Raw genomic sequence first — 20,808 nt, forward strand, 5'->3', positions numbered from 1 at the left:
TTCAGTGGCATGAAGATGCTTGTCGTTAGGGTATGGCCAGCTTGCAACCCGTTCTACTCGGACAAACGGATTCGAATCTGTTTTTCAATCTCGATGATGGCAAAGAGCGCAACGCCTACCCCGATGATCAGTAGGCCATCAACGAAGGGGATCGCTTCAGTAGCAAACACCTTTTGCAGCGGTGGCGCGTAGGTGATGGCGAACTGAGCTAAGGTCACCACTACGACGGTCATCCACACGACCTTGGTGCCACGAATGCCCTTCCAGGTAAGCGATGTGCTGTAGAGATTGCGAATGAAGAACAAATGGAATATTTCCATCACGACTAACGTGTTCACCGCGATGGTTCGGGCCAATTCCACTGAGTAACCACGGTCGAGCGCATACGAAAAAATACCGTAAACGCCGCAGAGAAACAGAATGGAAACAAGCACCATATGCCAAACTAACGCACCGCTTATGAGTGACTGTTCGCGCGAGCGTGGCAGTCTGCGCATTGTGTTTTCTTCGGTGGGCTCGAACGCTAGCGCGATGCCGAGCGTCACTGCGGTTATCAGATTGATCCACAGAATCTGTATCGGCGTCACCGGCAGCGTAATACCGAGTAGCAGCGCGACGATGATGGTCATGGTCTCGCCCGCGTTGGTAGGCAGCGTCCAGCTCAGCACTTTCTTGATATTGTCGTAGACCGTCCGGCCTTCGCGCACCGCCGCCACGATGGACGCGAAGTTGTCATCTGCCAGCACCAAGTCTGCGGCTTCCTTGGCGGCTTCACTGCCTTTTCCACCCATGGCGATACCGGCATCGGCACGCTTTAGCGCTGGTGCGTCGTTAACGCCATCGCCGGTCATGGCCACTGTCATGCCGTTCGATTGCAGCAGCATTACCAGCCTGAGCTTATGTTCAGGGCTGGTGCGAGCAAAGATATTGACGTCCTTTACCGCTTCCTTGAGGGCTGCATCGTTCATTGCGTCCAGGTCAACGCCAGTCAGTACCTTGTCGGGATTTTGCAGGCCAATCTGGCGGCCGATAGCGGCGGCGGTGCCTCCATGATCGCCAGTGATCATTTTTACAACAATGCCCGCCTCTTGGCATTGCTGAACTGCCTTTATCGTCTCGGGTCTAGGCGGATCAATCAGTCCGACCATGCCCAGAAAGGTTAACTTCCCTTGCACGTCCCCAAACTCCAACACGGTGTGCTCAGGCCGAACCGATCTTACTGCAAACGCCAATACGCGCTGCCCTTTGGCCGCAATGGTGTTTGCCTGTTCGTGCCAGTAGTCCGCGTTTAGCGGCTCAGTCCCGCCAGCGCTTACAAGCTGCTGCGTGCTCATGGCCAGTATTTGCTCTGGCGCGCCCTTCACATAGATAGAGGCATGTCGATTATGGTTGTGATGCAGAGTCGCCATAAAGCGATGTTTGGCGTCAAACGGAATGGCATCGGTGCGGGGCCAGGCTCGGTGATCTTCATCGCGATCGATTCCGGTTTTCCCGGAAAATGCCAGCAAGGCACCCTCCATCGGGTCTCCCTCCACCTTCCATAAGTCCTCATGCCGGCACAGCACGGCATCGTTGCACAGGCCGGCTGCTCGCCCCAGTTCTGCCAACGCGGGGTGAGTCGATACATCGACTGGCAGATCGGCAAGGTTAATGCTTCCCACTGGCTGATAACCTGCGCCATCGACCGTGAAGATGAGATCGTTCGTTACTACCGATGCCACCATCATCTCATTGCGGGTAAGTGTGCCGGTCTTATCAGTGCAGATAACGGATACCGAACCCAGCGTTTCGATGGCCGGCAGGCGACGCACAATGGCATTGCGGCGTGCCATCGCCCTGACGCCGACAGCCAGCGTGATGGTCAGGACGGCGGGCAACCCTTCAGGTATCGCCGCTACTGACATCCCGACCACGACCATAAATATCTCGGTGAACTCGTAGTGCCCGACATAATGGCCGAACACGAGCAACAGCCCGCCAATTAACAAGATTAAGATCGTCAGCCAGCGCGCCAATACGTTCATTTGCTGGACCAGCGGAGTGGTCAGCGTTTCTACTTCTGCAAGCAGCGTGCTGATGCGTCCGATTTCAGCTGCTGCGGCGGTAGCCACTACAACTCCTGTTGCTTGTCCGCAAGCCACGAGCGTGCCGCTGAACGCCATGCAAGTCCGATCACCCAAGGCTGATTCGAGACCCACTGGATCGGTATGTTTTTCTACGGGTACGGATTCACCGGTAAGTATGGCTTCTTGAATCTGTAGTCTGTTCGCGTGTAACAGGCGTAAATCAGCAGGTACTTTATCTCCGGCCTCCAGCAACACGATATCGCCCGGTACTAGCTTCTCGCCTGCAACGTTCAAGCGTTCGCCTGCGCGAATCACCGCTGCGTGCGGTGCCAGCATCTGCCGGATAGCGTCCATGGCTTTTTCCGCTTTGCCTTCCTGGACGTAGCCAATGATTGCGTTTGCAATAACCACTGCAAGAATCACCACTGTATCCCACAGGTGTTGCAGCATCGCGGTAATTGCAGCGGAACCTAGAAGCACGTAAATCAGAATGTTGTGAAATTGCAGCAAAAACTTCAGCCACGCAGGTCGCCGTGCTGCTTCTGGCAGACGGTTGAAACCCGTGCAGGCAAGCCGGGCTTGAACTTCGGTAGCCTCCAGTCCGACGTGTTCATTGACCTTAAGCAGGCTCGTTACCTGATCTGCAGGAAGGGTGTGCCAGGCCACGGAATGCGTGGAAGTGGGTGATTGCTCAGTTGTTGCGTCGGCCACCGCCTTCATCAATGAGTATCTCCTGTGCGCACAGCTCGACTGAAAGGGGCTGAGATGGTCGTGGGCGGGCATGGGTATAGCAGAATGCTTAAAATAGTCGTTGGATGTTCTTACATGCTCTCTAGTATCCAGTTGATACGAACTAAAAGATCCATGCAAACAACAGCTTGATGATTATTGACCCAAATCAGATTTTTAACGGTCGGTAGTGTGACAAAATGTTTTAATGGGTAATCTGTGCTCTAGGTTTTTTGTCATCAATGGTGCGGCTTCCTAATATTGCTCGGAGTAGGGGGGTATATAAAATATTGAATTCTGCAGTTTTGCGTCAGTCTCATCCATTAAACATGTGACGTGCAGCTGCAATACTTTGATATTTCATTACTTTACAGTCCGCATATGGGTTGCACTCAAAGTAAGAGGCCGACGATACGGAACTCCCCCATCTTGACTGTACTGCTATCGACCGAGGTCTCTTCCAGCTCCTCTGGTGCTTCTGGTAACCGGAAATCAAACTGAGCCCCGTACCGGGCAGATGGAGCCAGAACGCCTTGCGCGACTGTAGATTGTCGAAACTGAGTCCATCTCAAGTGGCTGGTCTGCTGTGACAACCATTTCTGCCGGCCCGTCCCATCGCACATCCAGCTCCTTTGCTTTGAAGGAGGGTGGGTGGTATGGATATTGTTACTCGTGCTGCGCTGGCTAGTCCCCAATCCAGAGCGTCGAGAGTGGTACGTGAATATTTGGTTGCAGCGGTGAGCGTTAACTGTTTCAGGCTGTTTAATGCAGCCATGTTTATCTAGGCCAGCTGTTAATATATTACCTTTTAAGTGATCCCAAGGACGTTGATGACCAAGCAGCAAGCTACAGTCGAAACCCCTAGAGCTGCCGCAATTCTGGCCCGCTTCCTATCGTCGGAATCCGCGGGAGGTCTTGTGCTGATTGGGGCAGCGCTGGCAGCTTTGATTGTTGCTAACTCCCCTCTATCCCAGGGGTATTTTGCAGTCCTGCACACGGCCTGGTTGGGCATGTCTGTTGCGCACTGGGTGAATGATGGACTGATGGCGATCTTCTTCCTGATGGTCGGCCTCGAGATCAAACGAGAAGTGCTGGCGGGCGGGCTTTCCACCTGGGGCCAGCGCGCTTTACCGGGATTTGGTGCCTTAGGCGGCATGGTTGTCCCTGCGCTGATCTACATCGCAATCAACTGGGGTCATCCTGAGACCTTGGGTGGGTGGGCCATACCCGCCGCTACCGACATCGCATTTGCCTTGGGTGTCTTATCGCTGCTGGGCAAGCGAGTTCCGATTTCACTGAAGGTATTCCTCGCCGCTTTAGCGATAATTGACGATCTCGGCGCGGTCGTGATCATTGCCTTTTTCTATACATCGGGCCTTTCCATGCCGATGTTGCTGGCATCACTTGCGACTCTAGTCATTCTTATCGCAATGAATCGATTGGGCGTAAGACGGCTGCTCCCGTATCTCCTGGTCGGGGGCGTGCTGTGGTTCTTCGTGCTGCAATCGGGTGTGCATGCCACCTTGGCGGGCGTCGCACTGGCAATGTGCATTCCCATGGGCAAGCCGGAAGAAGAAGCACGTTCCCCATTGATGTTCCTCGAAGAGAAGCTGCACTCATGGGTAGCATTTGCTGTAGTGCCTATATTTGGCTTAGCCAACGCAGGTGTTTCATTGGCCGGTATTTCCATGGAAAACCTGGTCGACCCCGTTCCGCTGGGTGTCGCGCTGGGTCTGTTGGTCGGCAAACAGGTCGGTATTTTTCTGTCGGCTGCGCTGGCTATTCGTTTTGGCCTGGCCAAATTGCCGGAAGGGAGTAGTTGGATACAACTTTATGGCGTAGCGCTCTTGTGTGGCATTGGCTTCACCATGAGCTTGTTCATTGGCAATCTGGCGTTCCCTGGATCGCCTCATTTGGTCGATGAAGTCAAAGTCGGGGTATTGATCGGTTCGATTCTGGCTGCGATTGGTGGCGTCACCGTTCTGCGCCGCTGCAGCGCCCAAGCGAGTGCCGTAGCCAAGTAATCTCGCCTGAGAGGACCGCAGTATTTCTCGAAGCAAAGAAATACTTCGGTTTAGTAACCTGCGTCAGTGAGCAAGATTCCTGTCAAAATTTTACGCAAAAATTACGGGGGAGATGAGGGGGTGTATCTGATACTGCGCGGCGTTGATTTGGCAGGCTACTTTTATGTCCCTCGCAGCAATGCGGCTCATCGGCTTCATCCTAGGCATTTTTCTGATCACGCTGGCCGTAAGCATGGCTATTCCCATGATTACGCTGGTGGCCTTCGAGCGCAGCGACGATCTGTCGGCCTTTCTCTGGTCGAGTTTGATTACCTTCATCAGCGGCCTTCTTTTGATCGTGCGTGGACGCCCTGATACTGGCCAGCTCCGTCCGAGAGATATGTACCTGTTGACGACTGGCAGTTGGGTGGTGGTGTGTACCTTCGCCGCGTTGCCAATGGTGTTCATCAGTCACATCAGTTACACCGACGCTTTCTTCGAAACGATGTCCGGCATCACAACCACGGGCTCAACTGTCCTGAGTGGTTTGGATACCGCTTCACCAGGATTGTTGATCTGGCGCTCGATGCTGCACTGGCTGGGTGGTATCGGCTTCATCGGCATGGCTGTGGCGATCCTTCCACTGTTGCGAGTGGGTGGCATGCGTCTTTTCCAGACAGAGTCCTCAGACTGGTCGGAGAAAGTGACTCCGCGTTCCCATGTGGCGGCTAAATACATCCTTTTGCTTTATGTGGGGCTGACCGGTTTCGGCGCGCTGGCGCTCTGGATCGTGGGGATGACGCCGTTTGAAGCGGTCAACCACGCAATGTCGTTGATCTCTACTGGGGGATTCTCGACGTCGGACGCTTCACTTGGGCACTGGGCGCAGCCCGCGATTCACTGGGTAGCCGTGGTTATCATGATTCTGGGTAGCCTGCCTTTTACCTTGTACGTCGCGACATTGCGGGGCAATCGGCGTGCGTTACTGAAGGATCACCAGGTACGCGGATTTCTTGGATTCTTGATGGTCACCTGGCTGGCTGTGGGTACATGGCTATGCTTTCACAGCGACTACGTTTGGTGGGATGCATTTCGTATTGTGGCGGTCAACGTGACCTCCGTCGTCACGACCACAGGAGTTGCAGTTGGCGATTACACACTATGGGGTAGTTTTGCCGTTCTGTTGTTCTTCTATCTGACGTTTGTCGGCGGATGCTCAGGCTCGACGGCTGGCGGACTGAAAATTTTCCGCTTCCAAGTTGCTGCAGCCCTACTCGTGAGTAGTTTGAAGCAGTTGATCCATCCTCGAGCCGTGATTCAGAAGAAGTACAACGGCCACCCCATTGACGAGGAGATCTTGCGCTCACTTTTAACCTTCTCATTTTTCTTCACCATCACCATTGCCATAATCGCCTTAGGGCTGGCTCTGATCGGGCTGGACTGGACGACTGCTTTAAGTGGCGCCGCTACTGCAGTATGCAACGTTGGACCGGGCCTGGGCTCGATCATCGGGCCTGCCGGTAACTTCTCATCACTACCTGATGCAGCAAAATGGTTACTGACCATTGGCATGTTACTGGGGCGGTTGGAAATCCTAACCGTGCTGGTACTTGTTACGCCGGTCTTTTGGAAGTATTAGCCCACCTATTGTGAGTTTGAGACTGGGGAAGTCTCCAATGTGGTGTGGCCCCTGTGAGGAAAATGCCAGTCAGCTTAGCTGACTGGCATTTTTTGGGGGGGTGAGAATCCCGATTAGGCGTCATCGCAGCGACCGATTGAGAAGCCCAAAATTGTTAGGCACCCTCAGCTTCCCACTCAAGGCGCTGGTTTCGACTACAGTAGAAAGACTCTGCATAAAGCCATAACAAGACGGAGAATTTTCCATGCGAGTAAACAAACGCTTTAACCTCTTTGCAGCCACCGCTGCGTTGACAGTCTCGTGCGCAGCTAACGCCGCCCCTGTGTTCATAAACATCCTTACAGGTGGTACTAGCGGGGTCTATTACCCCATTGGGGTTGGGCTGTCACAGATATACAGCGATGGAATACCGGGGGCGAAGACTTCTGTCCAAGCGACCAAAGCCTCAGTGGAAAATCTCAACCTTTTACAAGCTGGTCGTGGGGAGCTCGCTCTGGCGCTTGGGGACTCTGTGGCTGATGCAAAAAACGGCGTGGAAGATGCCGGATTTAAGGCCCCGCTGACAAAGTTGCGAGCAATTGCAGGAGCCTATCCGAACTACATTCAAATTGTTGCGAACAAAGAGTCCGGCATCAAAACCTTAGCGGATCTGAAAGGGAAAACCATCTCCGTCGGCGCCCCCAAGTCCGGTACCGAGCTGAACGCGCGTGCGATCTTCAGAGCTGCGGGATTGACGTACGAAGACATGAGCAAAGTCCAATACCTACCCTTTGCGGAGTCGGTCGAGCTGATCAAAAACCGTCAGTTAGATGCGACGCTTCAGTCCTCGGGGTTAGGAATGGCGGCCATCCGCGACCTTTCCTCAACCATGCCATTGAACTACGTCTCCATCCCTCCTGATGTGGTTTCGAAAATCGGCAATGCTGCGTATCAGCCTGCACAAATTCCAGCCAATACCTATGACGGACAGCCCGAATCAGTGCCTACGGTGGCGATCACTAATATTTTGGTGACGCGCGAGGACGTCTCGGATGACGTTGCCTACCAGATGACTAAGCTGATGTTCGAAAACCTCACTCGCTTAGGTAATTCTCACTCAGCCGCCAAGGACATCAAGTTGCAAAACGCTGCCAAGAATCTGCCCATCCCACTTCACCCTGGCGCCGAGCGCTACTACAAGGAAGCTGGAGCGCTGTAATCCAAAAGTGCGCCACGGGGATGGTCGCTAGAGCGATAGAGCGGTTCGTACCCTTCTATGTAGTTTTGAGGCAGATACCCAATGAGCGAAGATCATCATGGCATAGCCGCCAACCCACGCGACTGGCCTAAGACGCTGTTCTACGTGGCGTTGTTGTTTTCAGTTTTCCAGATTGTCACCGCTGCGTTTGCGCCTGTTTCCAGCCAGGTGCTGCGCGCGGTGCACGTTGGTTTCCTGCTGTGGGTGGTGTTTCTGAGTTACCCGGCGTATGGCAGAGCACGTCCTTGGCAGCCGTTGGCCTGGATATTGAGCCTCGCCGGGATTACCACTGCCTTGTATCAATGGTTCTTCGAGGCGGATTTGATCCAGCGTTCAGGTGACCTGACATCTGCAGACATGGTGGTTGGGCTGGTATTGATCGCATTGGTGTTTGAGGCGGCTCGTCGGGTGATGGGGATCGCGTTGCCTGTCATCTGTGGACTGTTTTTGGCATACGGTCTATTGGGTGAATACCTGCCAGGCGACCTGGCACATCGAGGCTACGGATTCGATCAAATCGTCAACCAGTTGTCATTCGGCACCGAGGGGCTCTACGGCACACCAACCTACGTTTCCGCTACCTATATTTTCCTGTTCATTTTGTTCGGTTCCTTTCTCGAACAGGCGGGCATGATCAAATTGTTCACTGACTTCGCGATGGGACTGTTTGGCCACAAACTCGGGGGGCCGGCAAAAGTATCGGTCGCGTCATCGGCTTTGATGGGGACGATTACAGGTTCCGGCATTGCCAACGTTGTCACGACCGGACAGTTCACGATTCCATTGATGAAGCGCTTCGGCTACAAGGCAGCATTTGCTGGCGGCGTAGAGGCGACTTCGAGCATGGGCAGCCAGCTGATGCCACCTGTGATGGGAGCTGTGGCCTTCATTATGGCGGAAACAATTAATGTCCCGTTTGTAGAGATCGCCAAAGCTGCGTTAATTCCAGCCATCCTGTATTTCGGTTCGGTGTTCTGGATGGTTCACCTTGAGGCAAAACGCTCCGACCTTAAGGGGTTACCCAAAGACCAATGCCCCAGCGCATGGGGTGCGGTAAAGGAAAGCTGGTATTTGCTGATTCCGCTTTTTGTCCTGGTCTACCTGCTGTTTTCGGGACGTACCCCCCTATTCTCCGGAATGGTGGGTCTGGCGCTAACAGCCATCGTTATTCTCGGTTCGGCAATCATTCTTCGGGTGTCCAGTTTCGCGTTGCGATGTGCTTTTTGGATCGCTCTTGGTGTCCTCTGCGTCGGTTTTTTCCAGCTGGGTATCGGCGTGATCTTTGCGGTGATCGCCACGTTAGTGGTCATCTGCTGGTTCATCCAGGGAGGACGAGAAACCCTGAGTATTTGCCTGCACGCTTTGGTCGAAGGTGCTCATCATGCTGTGCCGGTCGGGATTGCTTGCGCTCTAGTGGGAATCATCATCGGAGTAGTGTCATTGACGGGCATAGCCTCGACCTTCGCCGGTTACATACTGGCCATTGGCAGGGATAACTTGTTGTTGTCACTCATACTGACGATGGTTACCTGCCTGGTGTTGGGTATGGGTATCCCGACGATTCCCAACTACATCATCACCAGTTCGATTGCAGCACCCGCTTTGCTTGAGTTGGGTGTGCCGCTGATCGTGTCGCACATGTTCGTTTTCTATTTCGGAATTCTTGCAGACCTTACCCCACCGGTTGCCTTGGCATGCTTTGCCGCAGCGCCCATTGCCAAGGAAACAGGATTCAAGATCAGTCTGTGGGCGGTTCGTATTGCACTGGCTGGCTTTGTCATTCCTTTCATGGCGGTCTATAACCCTGCGCTCATGATGCAAGGCGACAATTTGTGGATGACGGCCTATATGTTGGTGAAGACGGTGTTGGCCGTAGGCCTTTGGGGAATGGCGTCCACAGGCTATCTGCAACAGAAGATGCCGATTTGGGAGCGTCTATTGAGTTTCGCCGCAGGTGCCTTGTTGGTCGTTGCGCTGCCGTTGACCGACGAAATCGGTTTCGTGCTGGGTGTGTTGATAATACTTCAGCATGTCTGGCGGTCTCGTCATGTCGGACCGGCCATAGCATGATTGGCTTGTGCCTGGGTTTGGCCGGCGTCGCCTGGGCCGAACTCCCTGTTTCAAGCTTTACACTGGCTTGGAATCACACAATTGAAAAAATTCGTTGGGAAGAAGACTACCGCGTCTCGGAACAGGGACTTGTGCTCACCGAAGCCAGGGTCAAAGGGAATGGCGCAGGCATGGAAATTCCCCCTGGGGCCAGTTTGGAAAAAGGCAGTTGGCACTATCAACGCCACCTGCCGCCCATGCAACCGTTGAACCTGGGACGTACCCCGCAAGCAGGTGACTACCAGCTATGCTTCGATCAGCAATGTCATGAGATGAGCGAGTGGCTGGGACCACCTGTCAGCAATCCGTCCTCAGTGGAGCTATGGAGTTGCGTGACGGACTCAGAACAACAATAAGTGGCCAGAAGCACAAACGTGAAAGCCCTGTCCGGATACGAACGTCCAGTACCCGGACAGGCAGGCATCAACTCATGCCCAGCCAGTTTGGCAAAGCCAGGGAGATCCAAGGCACGTAGGTAATCAGAATCAGGAACAGGAGCAGAATCATCAGCCACGGCATGGCGGCTCTGATGGTTGCCGGCAGTGTCATACCCGTCACAGCAGAGGTCACGAACAGGTTCAGGCCCACAGGTGGAGTGATCAAGCCGATTTCCAGATTCACCACCATAATGATGCCCAGGTGAATGGGATCGATACCCAGCTTCATGGCGATGGGAAAGAGGATCGGTGCCAGGATCAGGATGATGGCAGAGGGTTCCATAAAGGCCCCTGCAATCAACAGCACAATGTTCACCACCAGCAGGAACATCACCGGTGTCAGCCCCGCTTCAATCACCCACGCGGTGATCTGTTGCGGTAGCTGCTCAGTGGTCAAAACGTGCGCGAAGAGCATGGCGTTGGCAATAATGAACATCAGCATGATGCTCAGCTTGGCCGAGTCCAGCAGGACTTTTGGTGTATCGCGAAACGTCAGGTCTTTGTAGACGAACAAGGCGATGAAGGCCGAGTACACGGCCGCCACCGCCGCAGCTTCGGTCGGGGTAAACATCCCGGAGTAGATACCTCCCAAGATGATGAACATCAGCAGTAGACCCCAGATCGCCTTGCGTGCCGTGCTAAGCCATTCACGGAACGTCGCGCGCGGCATGGCGGGCAGCTTTTTCTTCACGGCGACGATGTAGATCGCAACCATCAACGCCAGCCCCAGCAGCAGGCCTGGTAACACGCCAGCCATAAACAGTTTGCCGACAGACGTTTCGGTCGCGGCTGCGTAGACCACCATGACGATCGAGGGTGGAATCAGGATACCCAAGGTCCCGGCGTTACAGACGATCCCCGCACCGAAGGCCTGCGGATAACCGGAGCGGACCATGCCGGCAATGGCAATTGAACCCACCGCGGCGACAGTGGCCGGGCTCGATCCGGAAAGGGCAGCGAACAACATGCACGCCAACACGGCAGCGATAGCCAGACCACCACGGATATGGCCGACACAGGCATTGGCAAAGTCAATCAGCCGCCGAGCTACGCCACCGGTGGTCATGAAGGCCCCCGCGAGCAGAAAGAACGGGATGGCCAGCAGCGTGTAGTGCTCGGACGTCTCGAACAGTTTGATCGCCAGAGAGCGCACAGAGTCAGGACTGAAGAAAACGATGGTCAGTGAGCCCGCCAACCCCAGGGAGATAGCAATGGGAACGCCGATCAACATCAGCACGAACAGCGATGCAAACAGGAAGGCAATGGTCATGACTTGTCATCCTCGTGTTCGGTCAGTTTCATCGCATCTGCGGCTTCATCGGCCAGGCCCAGGCCGGTCTGCCTGTTCTGAAGGATGCGCACGAGAATTTCCGCGAAACGGATGAAGACCAAGGCGAACCCTACGGGGACGATCAACCCGATGTGCCATTGCATGATCCCGTACTGGCCCAGGTCTTCGGCACCTATGCGCGCAATCATCAGGGTCTGGATCCACCCGAAACTGGCAATGCTGAGCAGTCCGGCATAAGTCAGGCAGAAAAGACAGGCGATGATGCCAATGAACCGTTGCATCGGTTTGCTGGCCAGCCTGACCAGCGCGTCGACGCCGATATGGCCTGCCGTGCGCACGCCGTACGACAATCCGAAAAATATCAGCCAGCCAAACAAGGCCTTGGTCAGTGAGGTGCTCCAGGTCATCGCCTGGGCCATTCCCATGACCCCGTCGCCGATGGCGAACAGCGATTCGCTGGCGCCTTCCCAGCTCTCGGCGAGGCTGTAGAACAGGGTGTAGAGATTGTTGAGGACAACGTAGACGAATGTTACCAACGTCATGGCGGCCAGCAGGAAGACGATGAAGCCTTCCTCGAAGTGTTCCCAGATGCGCCGAAGAGCATTCATGGATGGCATCTCCTGTAGCGGATGACAGGCAGGTGCTGCCAGGACGGCAACACCTGTCGTCCACCGATCATTGGGCCTGGTTGGCAGCTTCAGCAGCAGTGATCAGCTCGGCGCCGATATCGCCTTCGAACTTCTTCCACACGGGCTTCATCGCGACACGCCACTGGTCGCGCTGCTCAGGCGTCAGGGAGATGATCTCGGTGGTTTTGGCCGCAATGATGCTCTGCTTGGCGTTCTGATTCAGCTGCTCGGCCTCTTTGTTCACATGGGCGGTGACTTCGACGAGGATCTTGTCCAGCTCGCCACGAAGTTCCGGCGATAAACCGCTCCAGAACTTGGTGTTGGTGATTAGCATGTAGTCCAGTACACCGTGGTTGGATTCGGTGATGTACTTCTGCACTTCATGCATTTTCTGGCTGTAGATGTTCGAGTAAGGATTCTCCGCGCCGTTGACGACACCAGTCTGCAAGCCTTGATAAACCTCGGCGAAGCTCATCTTGCGCGGATTGGCGCGTATGACCTTGAACTGCTCCTCGAGCACTGCAGAGGCCTGCACCCGGAACTTCAGGCCACGGGCATCACCCGGCACTCGTAGCGCTTTGTTCGCGGACAGTTGTTTCATCCCGTTGTGCCAATAGGCCAGTCCTGTGATGTTTTTGTCTTCCATGGACTTGAGCAGCCCCTGGCCCTGCGGGCTCAGTTGGAAGCGGTCAACAGCGGTGATGTCATCAAACAGGAAAGGCAGGTCGAACAGTTGAACGGTCTTGGTGTAGTGCTCGAACTTGGCCAGCGACGGTGCAATCATCTGTACGTCCCCGAGCAGTAAGGCCTCCATCTCTTTGCCATCGCCAAACAACGAGGAGTTGGGGTAGACCTCGACTTTGACCTTGCCGGGCAAGCGTTCTTCCACCAGTTTCTTGAACAACAGGGCGCCCTGACCTTTGGGAGTCTGCTCTGCAACGACGTGGGAGAATTTTATAATTACCGGGTCTGCAGCCATGGCCGTGCTCATGGTGCCAAGGGCAAGGGCGCAGGCGACTGCTTTCCACATAGGTTTGAACATTGGGGGGATTCCTCTTGTTTTCGTTTTTCGTACAGTTCCATGCTCTGAAAAACATGTGCACGGCGGACAAGAGCAAGTCTAGGCAGAAAATTACCATTTGGAGGGTGATGACTGAATGTAGTTAGAAGCTTGTAGGTAAGAGGGTATTACCTCCGGCAACACCCTCTTACAATATTAATGCTTAGGACGATTGCGCTAAGGGTAAGCGGTGTGTGGTGTTTAAGAGTCATCTATACCGATGACACACTCATTATCGATCGCGCCACCAGCAGGGCATCTACGCTCATGTTCATCGCTTCAGATTTAAGAGGGAATATAGATCAGTTGGCCTTTTTGCCGACGACGCCCATTTCGATTGGGGTCTTAATAAAAAACACGGAAATTTCCTCGGCCTCCAATCGCTTGAGCAATGTTCCCGGACTCGTCCTCGGTGATGGCAATGCGAATTTCCGTAGATCCGTCAGTTCAAAGAAATGGGAGGAGTGCTAGTGACCGGTGTGCCCAAAACCCTCGATACCTGTAGATAGGGTCGCGCCACGGAGCCCCATATCTTTGGCCAAATCAACGATCCAGTCGCCAAGGATTTTTCCCTGATAACGACGGTTGTTGGCGTTAATGCGGTTTTGATCCAGGCTACCGGAAATCGTTGACCTACCTGAATACTCGGTAAATCGATGGTCTTATGCGTGTCTTCACAGACCGCCTAAGGGTCAGCTGAAGTCAGCAGCTTGAGTCAAAACCACATCAGCACCAACAGCCGGCTGCGATAGTGGCGGTTTTTTTCTTCAGTCATCCGCTTCTCCCTTGATGGCCAAAACGCTGCAAGGCACCTGATACAGAACATGCTCCGTGGTACTGCCAACCAGCTTGTCCACCCCTTTGTGATGGGTATTTCCCATTACGAAGACATCGGCTCGAGTATGAGTGGCAAAGTCGGCCATTGCTTTGGTTGGGGGTCCTGCAATGAAGTGTTGTCGCTCAGGTGGCACGCCGTGGCGTCCAGCCAAGGCAATAAAGCACTTTTCGAGTGACCGGCGCACGTCGTTGCTGAAGCCTGGCATCGTCACGGCGCCAGCACCAGCATCAGAGAAATGTGTGTGTGTCAGTTCATAGGCATACAGCATGTGCAATTCAGCATCACATTGCGTCGCCAGTTCGTTCGCCGCCTGAATGACGCTGTCGTTGATTCCGCTGATCTGACCCTGTGGATGCGATGGATCAACCGCCGCCACTATCACCCGAGGCAGCGGACACCTGACTTCGCTGACCAGATGTATGGGGGTCGGACATTCACGTAACAACTGCCAATCCAAAGGCGTGACGAATACGCGTTTGAGCGCTGATTCATGATGTACGTCCTTGATGATCAGGTCCGGCTGCATTTCAGCCACATGCCCAAGGATTGCTTGCAGCGGGTCACGGGTCAATGCAACTTCGGTGGTCACATTGATGCCCTTCCTGCGCATGAGTTCGGCCTCATCCGTCAACCACTGCAGGTTCTCCTGCCGGCAACTCTCACGAAGTTGTTCACTGTTGCTCATTAACCGCATAAGGTCGAAGTCTTCGATGAACACCGCGATATGCAGCGCTGCGCCTGTGGCATCGGCCAGTGCGATTGCCCGCTCCATCGCCGGCGAGTGACGCATGGTCGGACCTGCGATCAGAAAGAGTCGTTGATACTGCCTCATGTGACACCTCCAAACGTTCTGGGTTATTCGCTAGCGCCCCCAGCACTTTCGCGTGTCCCACCATTGGCGATCTTTTATCGCCTCAACTACCTGGATCGACACTATCAATATACGCCAGCATTACCGGCTTCTCAGATTCCAGACCTTTCGAAGGGTGTAGCAGATCGTTCATCGAGATCGAGTAAGAGGCGGGATTGTTGGCGCGCGCCATGCTCCTCGCCTGGGCCTCGCACCCTGAATCAATACTTCGTAAAAAACGAACTATTCGCAACGAATAAACGATTTTTGTTGTGGTAACAGGCTCGCTAGCATGACTCCTCCAGCCTATTGCTGCTTCATGCGGAGACAGTAAATGACCGCCATCAGCGTCGGCCAATCCTGGATGTGGGCCGCCTTCATCGTGTTCGTCCTTGCCATGCTGGCGCTTGATCTGTTCGTCTTCGGCGGACGCAAGGCGCATCGTGTTTCAGTGCGCGAAGCGCTGGCCTGGGTCATCGCCTGGGCCAGTTTGGCGTTGGTCTTCGCCGTCCTGCTCTGGTGGTATTTGCGCAGCATGTTCGGCGCCGAAGTGGCCCAGCGTACAACGCTCGAATTCCTGACGGGCTACCTGATCGAGCAGTCGCTGTCGATCGACAACATGTTCGTTTTCGTCATGATCTTCGGCTACTTCGCCGTGCCGCCAGAGTTGCAGCGCCGCGTCCTGCTCTATGGCGTGCTTGGCGCCATCGTCATGCGTGCCGGTATGATTTTCGCCGGTGTCTGGCTGGTGCAGGAGTTTGCCTGGCTACTCTATGTCTTTGGTGCTTTCCTCGTCATCACCGGCATCAAGATGCTGATCTTCGCCAACCAGCAGCCAGACCTCGAAAAGAACCCTTTGCTGCGCTGGCTGCGTAGCCATCTTCGCATCACCGATGGCTTTCATGGCGAGCGCTTCTTCGTGCGCCAGAACGGCCTGCGCTGGGCGACGCCGATGTTCCTGGTGCTGGTACTGATTGAGGCCAGCGACCTGGTCTTCGCGGTGGATAGCATCCCGGCTATCTTCGCCGTCACCACCGACCCCTTCATCGTGTTCACCTCCAACATCTTCGCCATCATGGGCTTGCGCGCACTGTATTTTCTGCTTGCCGACATGGCCGACCGCTTCCACTTGCTCAAATATGGCCTGGCCATCGTCCTGGTGTTCATCGGCGGCAAGATGCTGGTCGCGCCGTGGTGGCACGTGCCGATCCAATGGTCGTTGACCACAGTCGGCGGCATCATATTGATTTCGGTGCTGTTGAGCCTGGCTTTGACGAAGAGCAAAACACGGGTTACGGGAGAACAATGATGAATCAGAGATGTTGGCGCTGATGCGGTTTTGACCCAGGCTACCGGAAATCGTTGACCTACCTGAATACTCGGTAATCGATGGTCTTATGCGTGTTTTCACAGACCGCCTAAGGGTCAGCTGAAGTCAGCAGCTTGGGTCAAAACCGCACCAACATATATAGATCCGACATCTAGCTAATATCCTATCGGTCGATGCTCGACTCAACATCGTCAGGAGTAGCTGTATCGCCGCCGCGCCTGCATCGCCCATGACTGACTCAACTACGCTTTAAGTGAAGGTTGCAGGCTGCCGAACCCGCAATCAGGAGGGTCCCATGAACAGTCGCTGGTGGTGCCGCCTATTTCTACTGATGATACTGGTCGGGTTGCCGATGGGGTCAGTGACGGCTGCGGGCAGCATCGTGGTCCTGACGGTCAACGATGCCATTGGCCCGGCCAATGCCGACTACGTCGTGCGCGGCCTGACGCGTGCGGAGACCGAGGGCGCACAGTTGGTGGTCATCAAGCTCGACACACCGGGCGGGCTGGACACTTCGATGCGCTTGATCATCAAGGCGATTCTGGCCAGCCCTCTGCCGGTGGCCAGTTTCGTCGCCCCCAGTGGCGCACGTGCGGCCAGCGCCGGCACCTATATCCTATATGCCAGCCACATTGCCGCCATGACCCCGGGCACCAATCTAGGCGCCGCTACGCCGGTGCAGATCGGCGGCCTGCCCGGGACCGCGCCAGATCCACCGCGCCCACCAGCCGCACCTACCACCGACAAAAACTCACCGCCCGAGCCGCTGGATACCCTGACTCGCAAACAGATCAACGATGCGGCGGCTTACATCCGCGGCCTAGCGCAACTGCGCGGACGTAACGCCGACTGGGCCGAACAAGCGGTACGTGAATCGCTCAGCCTGTCGGCCGACGAAGCGCTCAAACTCAAGGTGGTCGATTATGTAGCCAATGACGTGGCAGACCTGCTCAAGCAACTGGACGGCAAGAGCCTGAATGTCGCCGGTCAGACGTTGAAGCTGAGTACCGCCGGGGCTGCGCTCAGCGATCATGCGCCTGACTGGCGCACACAACTGCTGGCGGTGATCACCAACCCCAGCGTGGCATTGCTGCTGATCATGTTCGGGGTCTATGGATTGATATTCGAATTCATGAACCCAGGGTCAGGCGTCGGTGGAGTGCTCGGTGGTATCTGCCTGTTGCTGGGGCTGTATGCCCTGCAACTGTTGCCCGTGAATTACGCCGGGGTCGGACTGATTCTGCTAGGGATCGCCTTCATGATCGCCGAGGCGTTTCTACCGAGTTTCGGTGTAATCGGCTTCGGTGGGGTGGTTGCTTTTGTAGTCGGCGCAGTGATTTTGATGGACACCGATGTGCCGGGTTTTGGCATTCCGTTGACGCTGATCATCGGGCTGGCACTGATCAGCGCCCTGTTGCTGATGACTCTGGTCGGCATGGCGCTCAAGGCCCGACGCCGCGCCCTGGTCAGCGGTGATGCGGGCCTAGTCGGCAGTCTGGTCACGGTGACGGGGCTGCTTCCGGGCCTACCGATGAGCGGCTGGGTGCAACTGCAGGGCGAAAAATGGCAAGTTCAGAGCCGCTCGCCCCTGCACCTGGGCGAACAGGTCCGGGTGGTGGCGCGCACAGGCGTGATGCTAGAAGTCATTGCGCCGGATGAAACGCCACCGCGAGGAGGTTGATCCATGTTCGTCGAATTGGGTTTTGGCGCGCTGCTAGCCCTGCTCCTTGTGTTGGTGTTCTCGGCCGTCCGGATTCTGCGCGAATACGAGCGCGGGGTGGTTTTCCAACTCGGGCGCTTCTGGCGGGTCAAGGGGCCGGGATTGATTCTGTTGATTCCGATGGTGCAACAGATGGTTCGCGTGGATTTGCGCACCGTGGTGCTCGATGTGCCAACACAGGATGTGATCACCCGCGACAACGTCTCGGTCAAGGTTAATGCAGTGCTCTACTTCCGGGTTCTCGACCCGCAAAAGGCGATCATTCAGATCGAAGACTTCCTTATGGGCACCAGCCAGTTGGCGCAGACCACCCTGCGGGCCGTGCTCGGCAAGCACGAACTTGACGAGCTACTCTCCGGGCGCGAGCGGCTCAACACCGACATCCAGCAAGTGCTCGATGCCCAGACTGATGCCTGGGGAATCAAGGTGGCGAACGTCGAGATAAAACACGTCGACCTCAATGAGTCGATGATCCGCGCCATCGCCAAGCAAGCCGAGGCTGAGCGTGAACGGCGGGCCAAGGTGATACACGCCGAAGGTGAATTGCAGGCTTCGGAGAAACTTATGCAGGCCGCCGAGATGCTTGGGCGCCAGCCTGGTGCCATGCAGCTGCGCTATATGCAAACACTGGGAGCGATCGCCGGGGACAAAAGCTCGAGCATTGTATTTCCGTTGCCAATTGAGTTTTTGAAAGGAATGGCCGATTTGTCGCAAAAAAAATGACCGACACCGGTGTAGCATCAGTCGATGCGGCAGCTCGATCGTCGTGTCGTTTATCATGATGTCACGCTCTCGGCAGATCGCCCCGAAGCCTGAGTGCGGTTCTTTTTGAAAGCCTAAGCGTCAGGTGGTTGCTCGAAATGAGCTATCGCTGGGACACAACGTAATTAGCGTGTTGTGCACCGACCGGTTGAATCCACAGTTGAAAGCAGTCTTTGTGAACGACCGTCATGGGCGTTCTCTGCTGGTGATTATCAGGAAGTGTGCAGTCAAGTCCGATGCAAGTTGCTGGTCAGGTCGAATGCAGGCGAGTGCGCAAGTCTGTGCAATTACCAAGGGGGACTTGAGCGCCGTCTCGTCGTCTGACTTGACTCTGCCATCCCGTCTGGGCCGTACCAATTTCCTTGAATCGCTTGGCCGGATCCCGTGTGCTTTGGAATCACTCCGTTGCTCTGATCTTTCAAAAAAGCCTCCCAAGTCGACCGTCGTCCATTTGGTAGCAAGCGCAGGTTTTTCGTACTGACTCGCGAAGCTCGCAAATAACCTAGTCAGTAAAGCGGCAGGAATCGTCAGTTTTTTCATTCGTATGCCTCCTGGTGGGTGGAACAGGAGTGAAGCTATCTTTGTGTGAATGACATGAATATTACAAAAAACGTATATATATTCTCCTAAATATTTCTGAAAACGTCCTGCCAACTGAATCCCTATTCAGCTTGAAATTCAGGGTTTTTAAAGGATACTTTTCGGCAGGAATTAGGACCCTGCCGAATTATTCCGAAGTGGGAGCTTTATCTTGTATACGGAAAAACATATATTCTATAAGCCGTATATGAATTGAGGTTTCACCATGACCAGCAAAGCCCGTGTCCTGTTCGTCTGTACTGCCAACGCTGCACGCTCCCAGTTGGCCCAAGCGTTGCTGAGGCATACCGATTCGGAGCATTTCGAGGCGTTCAGCGCCGGCACAACTCCGACTCAGGTCGATCCACGCACCTTCGAGGCGCTTTCACACATCGGTGTGAGCGCCGAAGGATTACGTAGCAAGTCGATTGACGAGTTCCGTGGTGAGCGTTTCGATTACGTCATCACCTTGTGTGATAAAGCCGCAGCGGAATGCCTGTCTTTACCTGGAGCGGGCGAGGCATTGGCCTGGAGTTTTGAGGACCCGGTCACCAGCACCAAACCCGATGCCTTCCGTCACACCCTTCACGAAATTCATGAGCGCATCAAGATGTTCGTCTTGGTCAAAAACAAACACTGAGAAAACGATATGGCTGACCATCTGACACCGACCACTGTTTTCAAATGCCTGGCTGACGACACTCGGGTCCGCACGATGATGCTCATCACCCGTGAAGGAGAGCTTTGTGTTTGCGAACTGACCTGCGCGTTGAACGAGAGTCAGCCAAAAATCTCCAGGCACTTGGCGCAACTGCGTACTTGCGGCCTGCTGTCGGACCGTCGGCAAGGCCAATGGGTGTATTACCGACTGCACCCGAATCTCCCGGATTGGGTTCATCAAGTACTGACTACCGTGCTGGAAAGCAACAAGCACTGGTTGAGCCCTGATGCCAAACGCCTTGATGAAATGGGTGACCGTCCTGAACGGGCAGCCGTGTGCTGTGAAAGCAAAATCGCCTGATTCCGCCTTCGACTACGAGATCGCTCGATGAAAATCCTGTTCCTCTGCACGGCCAATAGCTGCCGCAGCATCCTTTGTGAAGCGGTCTTCAATCACTTGGCACCGCAAGGCATGAAAGCTTACAGCGCGGGCAGTCAGCCCAAAGGTGAAGTGCATCCGCTGAGTCTCAAGTCGTTGGAAAACGCTGGTATGTCGACGCTCGGGCTGTTCAGTAAGTCCAGCGATGTCCATGTGAGCTTGGCACCTGATTTCGTCATCACGGTGTGCGACAAGGCTGCCGGTGAGGCCTGTCCGGTATTTTTCGGGCCGGCCACCAAGGCGCACTGGGGCCTGGCTGACCCTTCGGAATACCAAGGAACTGAAGAAGAGATCGAGGCAGCTTTTGAAGCCACTTTGGAGCAGATCAAAACCCGTATTGAAGCCTTCCTGGCAATACCGCTTTCCCAACTGAGTGCCGAACAGCTCAAGGCTGAGCTGGCCCTGATTGGCACGCTGTAACCACAGGAGC

16 protein-coding genes and 1 pseudogene are annotated in these 20,808 nt (G+C 55.0%); 11 read left to right on the plus strand and 6 right to left on the minus strand.

Annotated elements, in window-relative coordinates; genetic code table 11:
• Window positions 1–53: 53 nt before the first annotated feature.
• A complete protein-coding gene (locus PFAS1_RS21840; protein WP_156886741.1) occupies window positions 54–2,786 on the minus strand; it encodes a cation-transporting P-type ATPase in 2,733 nt (910 codons plus the stop codon).
• Between the two features lie 839 nt (window positions 2,787–3,625).
• On the opposite strand from PFAS1_RS21840, the gene nhaA reads away from it, so the two are divergent.
• The 5 genes from nhaA to PFAS1_RS21870 all read left to right on the plus strand — a co-directional run bounded on the left by nhaA (window position 3,626) and on the right by PFAS1_RS21870 (window position 10,139).
• Window positions 3,626–4,819, plus strand: a complete 1,194-nt coding sequence (nhaA, locus tag PFAS1_RS21850; protein WP_076030471.1) for a Na+/H+ antiporter NhaA — start codon at window positions 3,626–3,628, stop codon at window positions 4,817–4,819.
• Between the two features lie 163 nt (window positions 4,820–4,982).
• The gene (locus PFAS1_RS21855) at window positions 4,983–6,437 is read left to right on the plus strand and encodes a TrkH family potassium uptake protein (RefSeq protein ID WP_076030472.1); all 1,455 of its coding nucleotides are present in this window, start codon (window positions 4,983–4,985) and stop codon (window positions 6,435–6,437) included.
• 244 nt (window positions 6,438–6,681) lie between these two features.
• Window positions 6,682–7,635 (plus strand): TAXI family TRAP transporter solute-binding subunit, encoded by a 954-nt coding sequence (locus PFAS1_RS21860; RefSeq protein WP_076030473.1) that lies wholly within the window; start codon window positions 6,682–6,684, stop codon window positions 7,633–7,635.
• 81 nt (window positions 7,636–7,716) lie between these two features.
• Complete coding sequence (locus tag PFAS1_RS21865; protein WP_076030474.1) at window positions 7,717–9,744, plus strand: TRAP transporter permease; 2,028 nt, start codon at window positions 7,717–7,719, stop codon at window positions 9,742–9,744.
• Window positions 9,741–10,139: a DUF1850 domain-containing protein gene (locus tag PFAS1_RS21870; protein WP_076030475.1), complete on the plus strand. Its 399-nt coding sequence runs from the start codon at window positions 9,741–9,743 to the stop codon at window positions 10,137–10,139. Before PFAS1_RS21865 ends, PFAS1_RS21870 begins: the two co-directional genes overlap by 4 nt.
• Window positions 10,140–10,206: 67 nt before the next feature.
• On the opposite strand, the gene dctM is transcribed toward PFAS1_RS21870, so the two are convergent.
• The 5 genes and pseudogenes from dctM to PFAS1_RS21895 all read right to left on the minus strand — a co-directional run bounded on the left by dctM (window position 10,207) and on the right by PFAS1_RS21895 (window position 14,870).
• The gene (gene dctM / locus PFAS1_RS21875; protein WP_076030476.1) at window positions 10,207–11,490 is read right to left on the minus strand and encodes a C4-dicarboxylate TRAP transporter large permease protein DctM; all 1,284 of its coding nucleotides are present in this window, start codon (window positions 11,488–11,490) and stop codon (window positions 10,207–10,209) included.
• On the minus strand, window positions 11,487–12,119 hold the full coding sequence (locus PFAS1_RS21880) for a TRAP transporter small permease (protein ID WP_076030477.1): 633 nt from the start codon (window positions 12,117–12,119) through the stop codon (window positions 11,487–11,489). The genes dctM and PFAS1_RS21880 overlap by 4 nt, the downstream gene beginning before the upstream one ends.
• Before the next feature lie 67 nt (window positions 12,120–12,186).
• The gene (locus tag PFAS1_RS21885; protein ID WP_076030478.1) at window positions 12,187–13,182 is read right to left on the minus strand and encodes a TRAP transporter substrate-binding protein; all 996 of its coding nucleotides are present in this window, start codon (window positions 13,180–13,182) and stop codon (window positions 12,187–12,189) included.
• A 320-nt stretch (window positions 13,183–13,502) separates the two neighbouring features.
• Window positions 13,503–13,814, minus strand: a pseudogene (locus PFAS1_RS21890) (DUF190 domain-containing protein).
• Between the two features lie 153 nt (window positions 13,815–13,967).
• Entirely contained in the window at window positions 13,968–14,870 is a 903-nt protein-coding gene (locus PFAS1_RS21895) for a universal stress protein (protein ID WP_076030479.1), read from the minus strand.
• 352 nt (window positions 14,871–15,222) lie between these two features.
• Here PFAS1_RS21895 and PFAS1_RS21900 point away from each other — a divergent pair, with 352 nt between their 5' ends.
• The 6 genes from PFAS1_RS21900 to PFAS1_RS21930 all read left to right on the plus strand — a co-directional run bounded on the left by PFAS1_RS21900 (window position 15,223) and on the right by PFAS1_RS21930 (window position 20,798).
• A complete protein-coding gene (locus PFAS1_RS21900; protein ID WP_076030480.1) occupies window positions 15,223–16,197 on the plus strand; it encodes a TerC family protein in 975 nt (324 codons plus the stop codon).
• Between the two features lie 316 nt (window positions 16,198–16,513).
• Complete coding sequence (locus tag PFAS1_RS21905; protein WP_076030481.1) at window positions 16,514–17,899, plus strand: NfeD family protein; 1,386 nt, start codon at window positions 16,514–16,516, stop codon at window positions 17,897–17,899.
• A gap of 3 nt (window positions 17,900–17,902) precedes the next feature.
• Complete coding sequence (locus tag PFAS1_RS21910; protein WP_076030482.1) at window positions 17,903–18,661, plus strand: slipin family protein; 759 nt, start codon at window positions 17,903–17,905, stop codon at window positions 18,659–18,661.
• Between the two features lie 844 nt (window positions 18,662–19,505).
• The gene (locus PFAS1_RS21920) at window positions 19,506–19,919 is read left to right on the plus strand and encodes an arsenate reductase ArsC (protein WP_076030484.1); all 414 of its coding nucleotides are present in this window, start codon (window positions 19,506–19,508) and stop codon (window positions 19,917–19,919) included.
• 9 nt (window positions 19,920–19,928) lie between these two features.
• Window positions 19,929–20,300, plus strand: coding sequence for a metalloregulator ArsR/SmtB family transcription factor (locus PFAS1_RS21925; RefSeq protein ID WP_010455862.1), 372 nt, complete (start codon window positions 19,929–19,931; stop codon window positions 20,298–20,300).
• 27 nt (window positions 20,301–20,327) lie between these two features.
• Complete coding sequence (locus PFAS1_RS21930; RefSeq protein ID WP_076030485.1) at window positions 20,328–20,798, plus strand: arsenate reductase ArsC; 471 nt, start codon at window positions 20,328–20,330, stop codon at window positions 20,796–20,798.
• The last annotated feature ends 10 nt before the right edge of the window (window positions 20,799–20,808 follow it).

Origin of the sequence: Pseudomonas frederiksbergensis (genome assembly GCF_001952935.1) — a bacterium.
Taxonomy (GTDB): Bacteria; Pseudomonadota; Gammaproteobacteria; order Pseudomonadales; family Pseudomonadaceae; genus Aquipseudomonas; species Aquipseudomonas frederiksbergensis.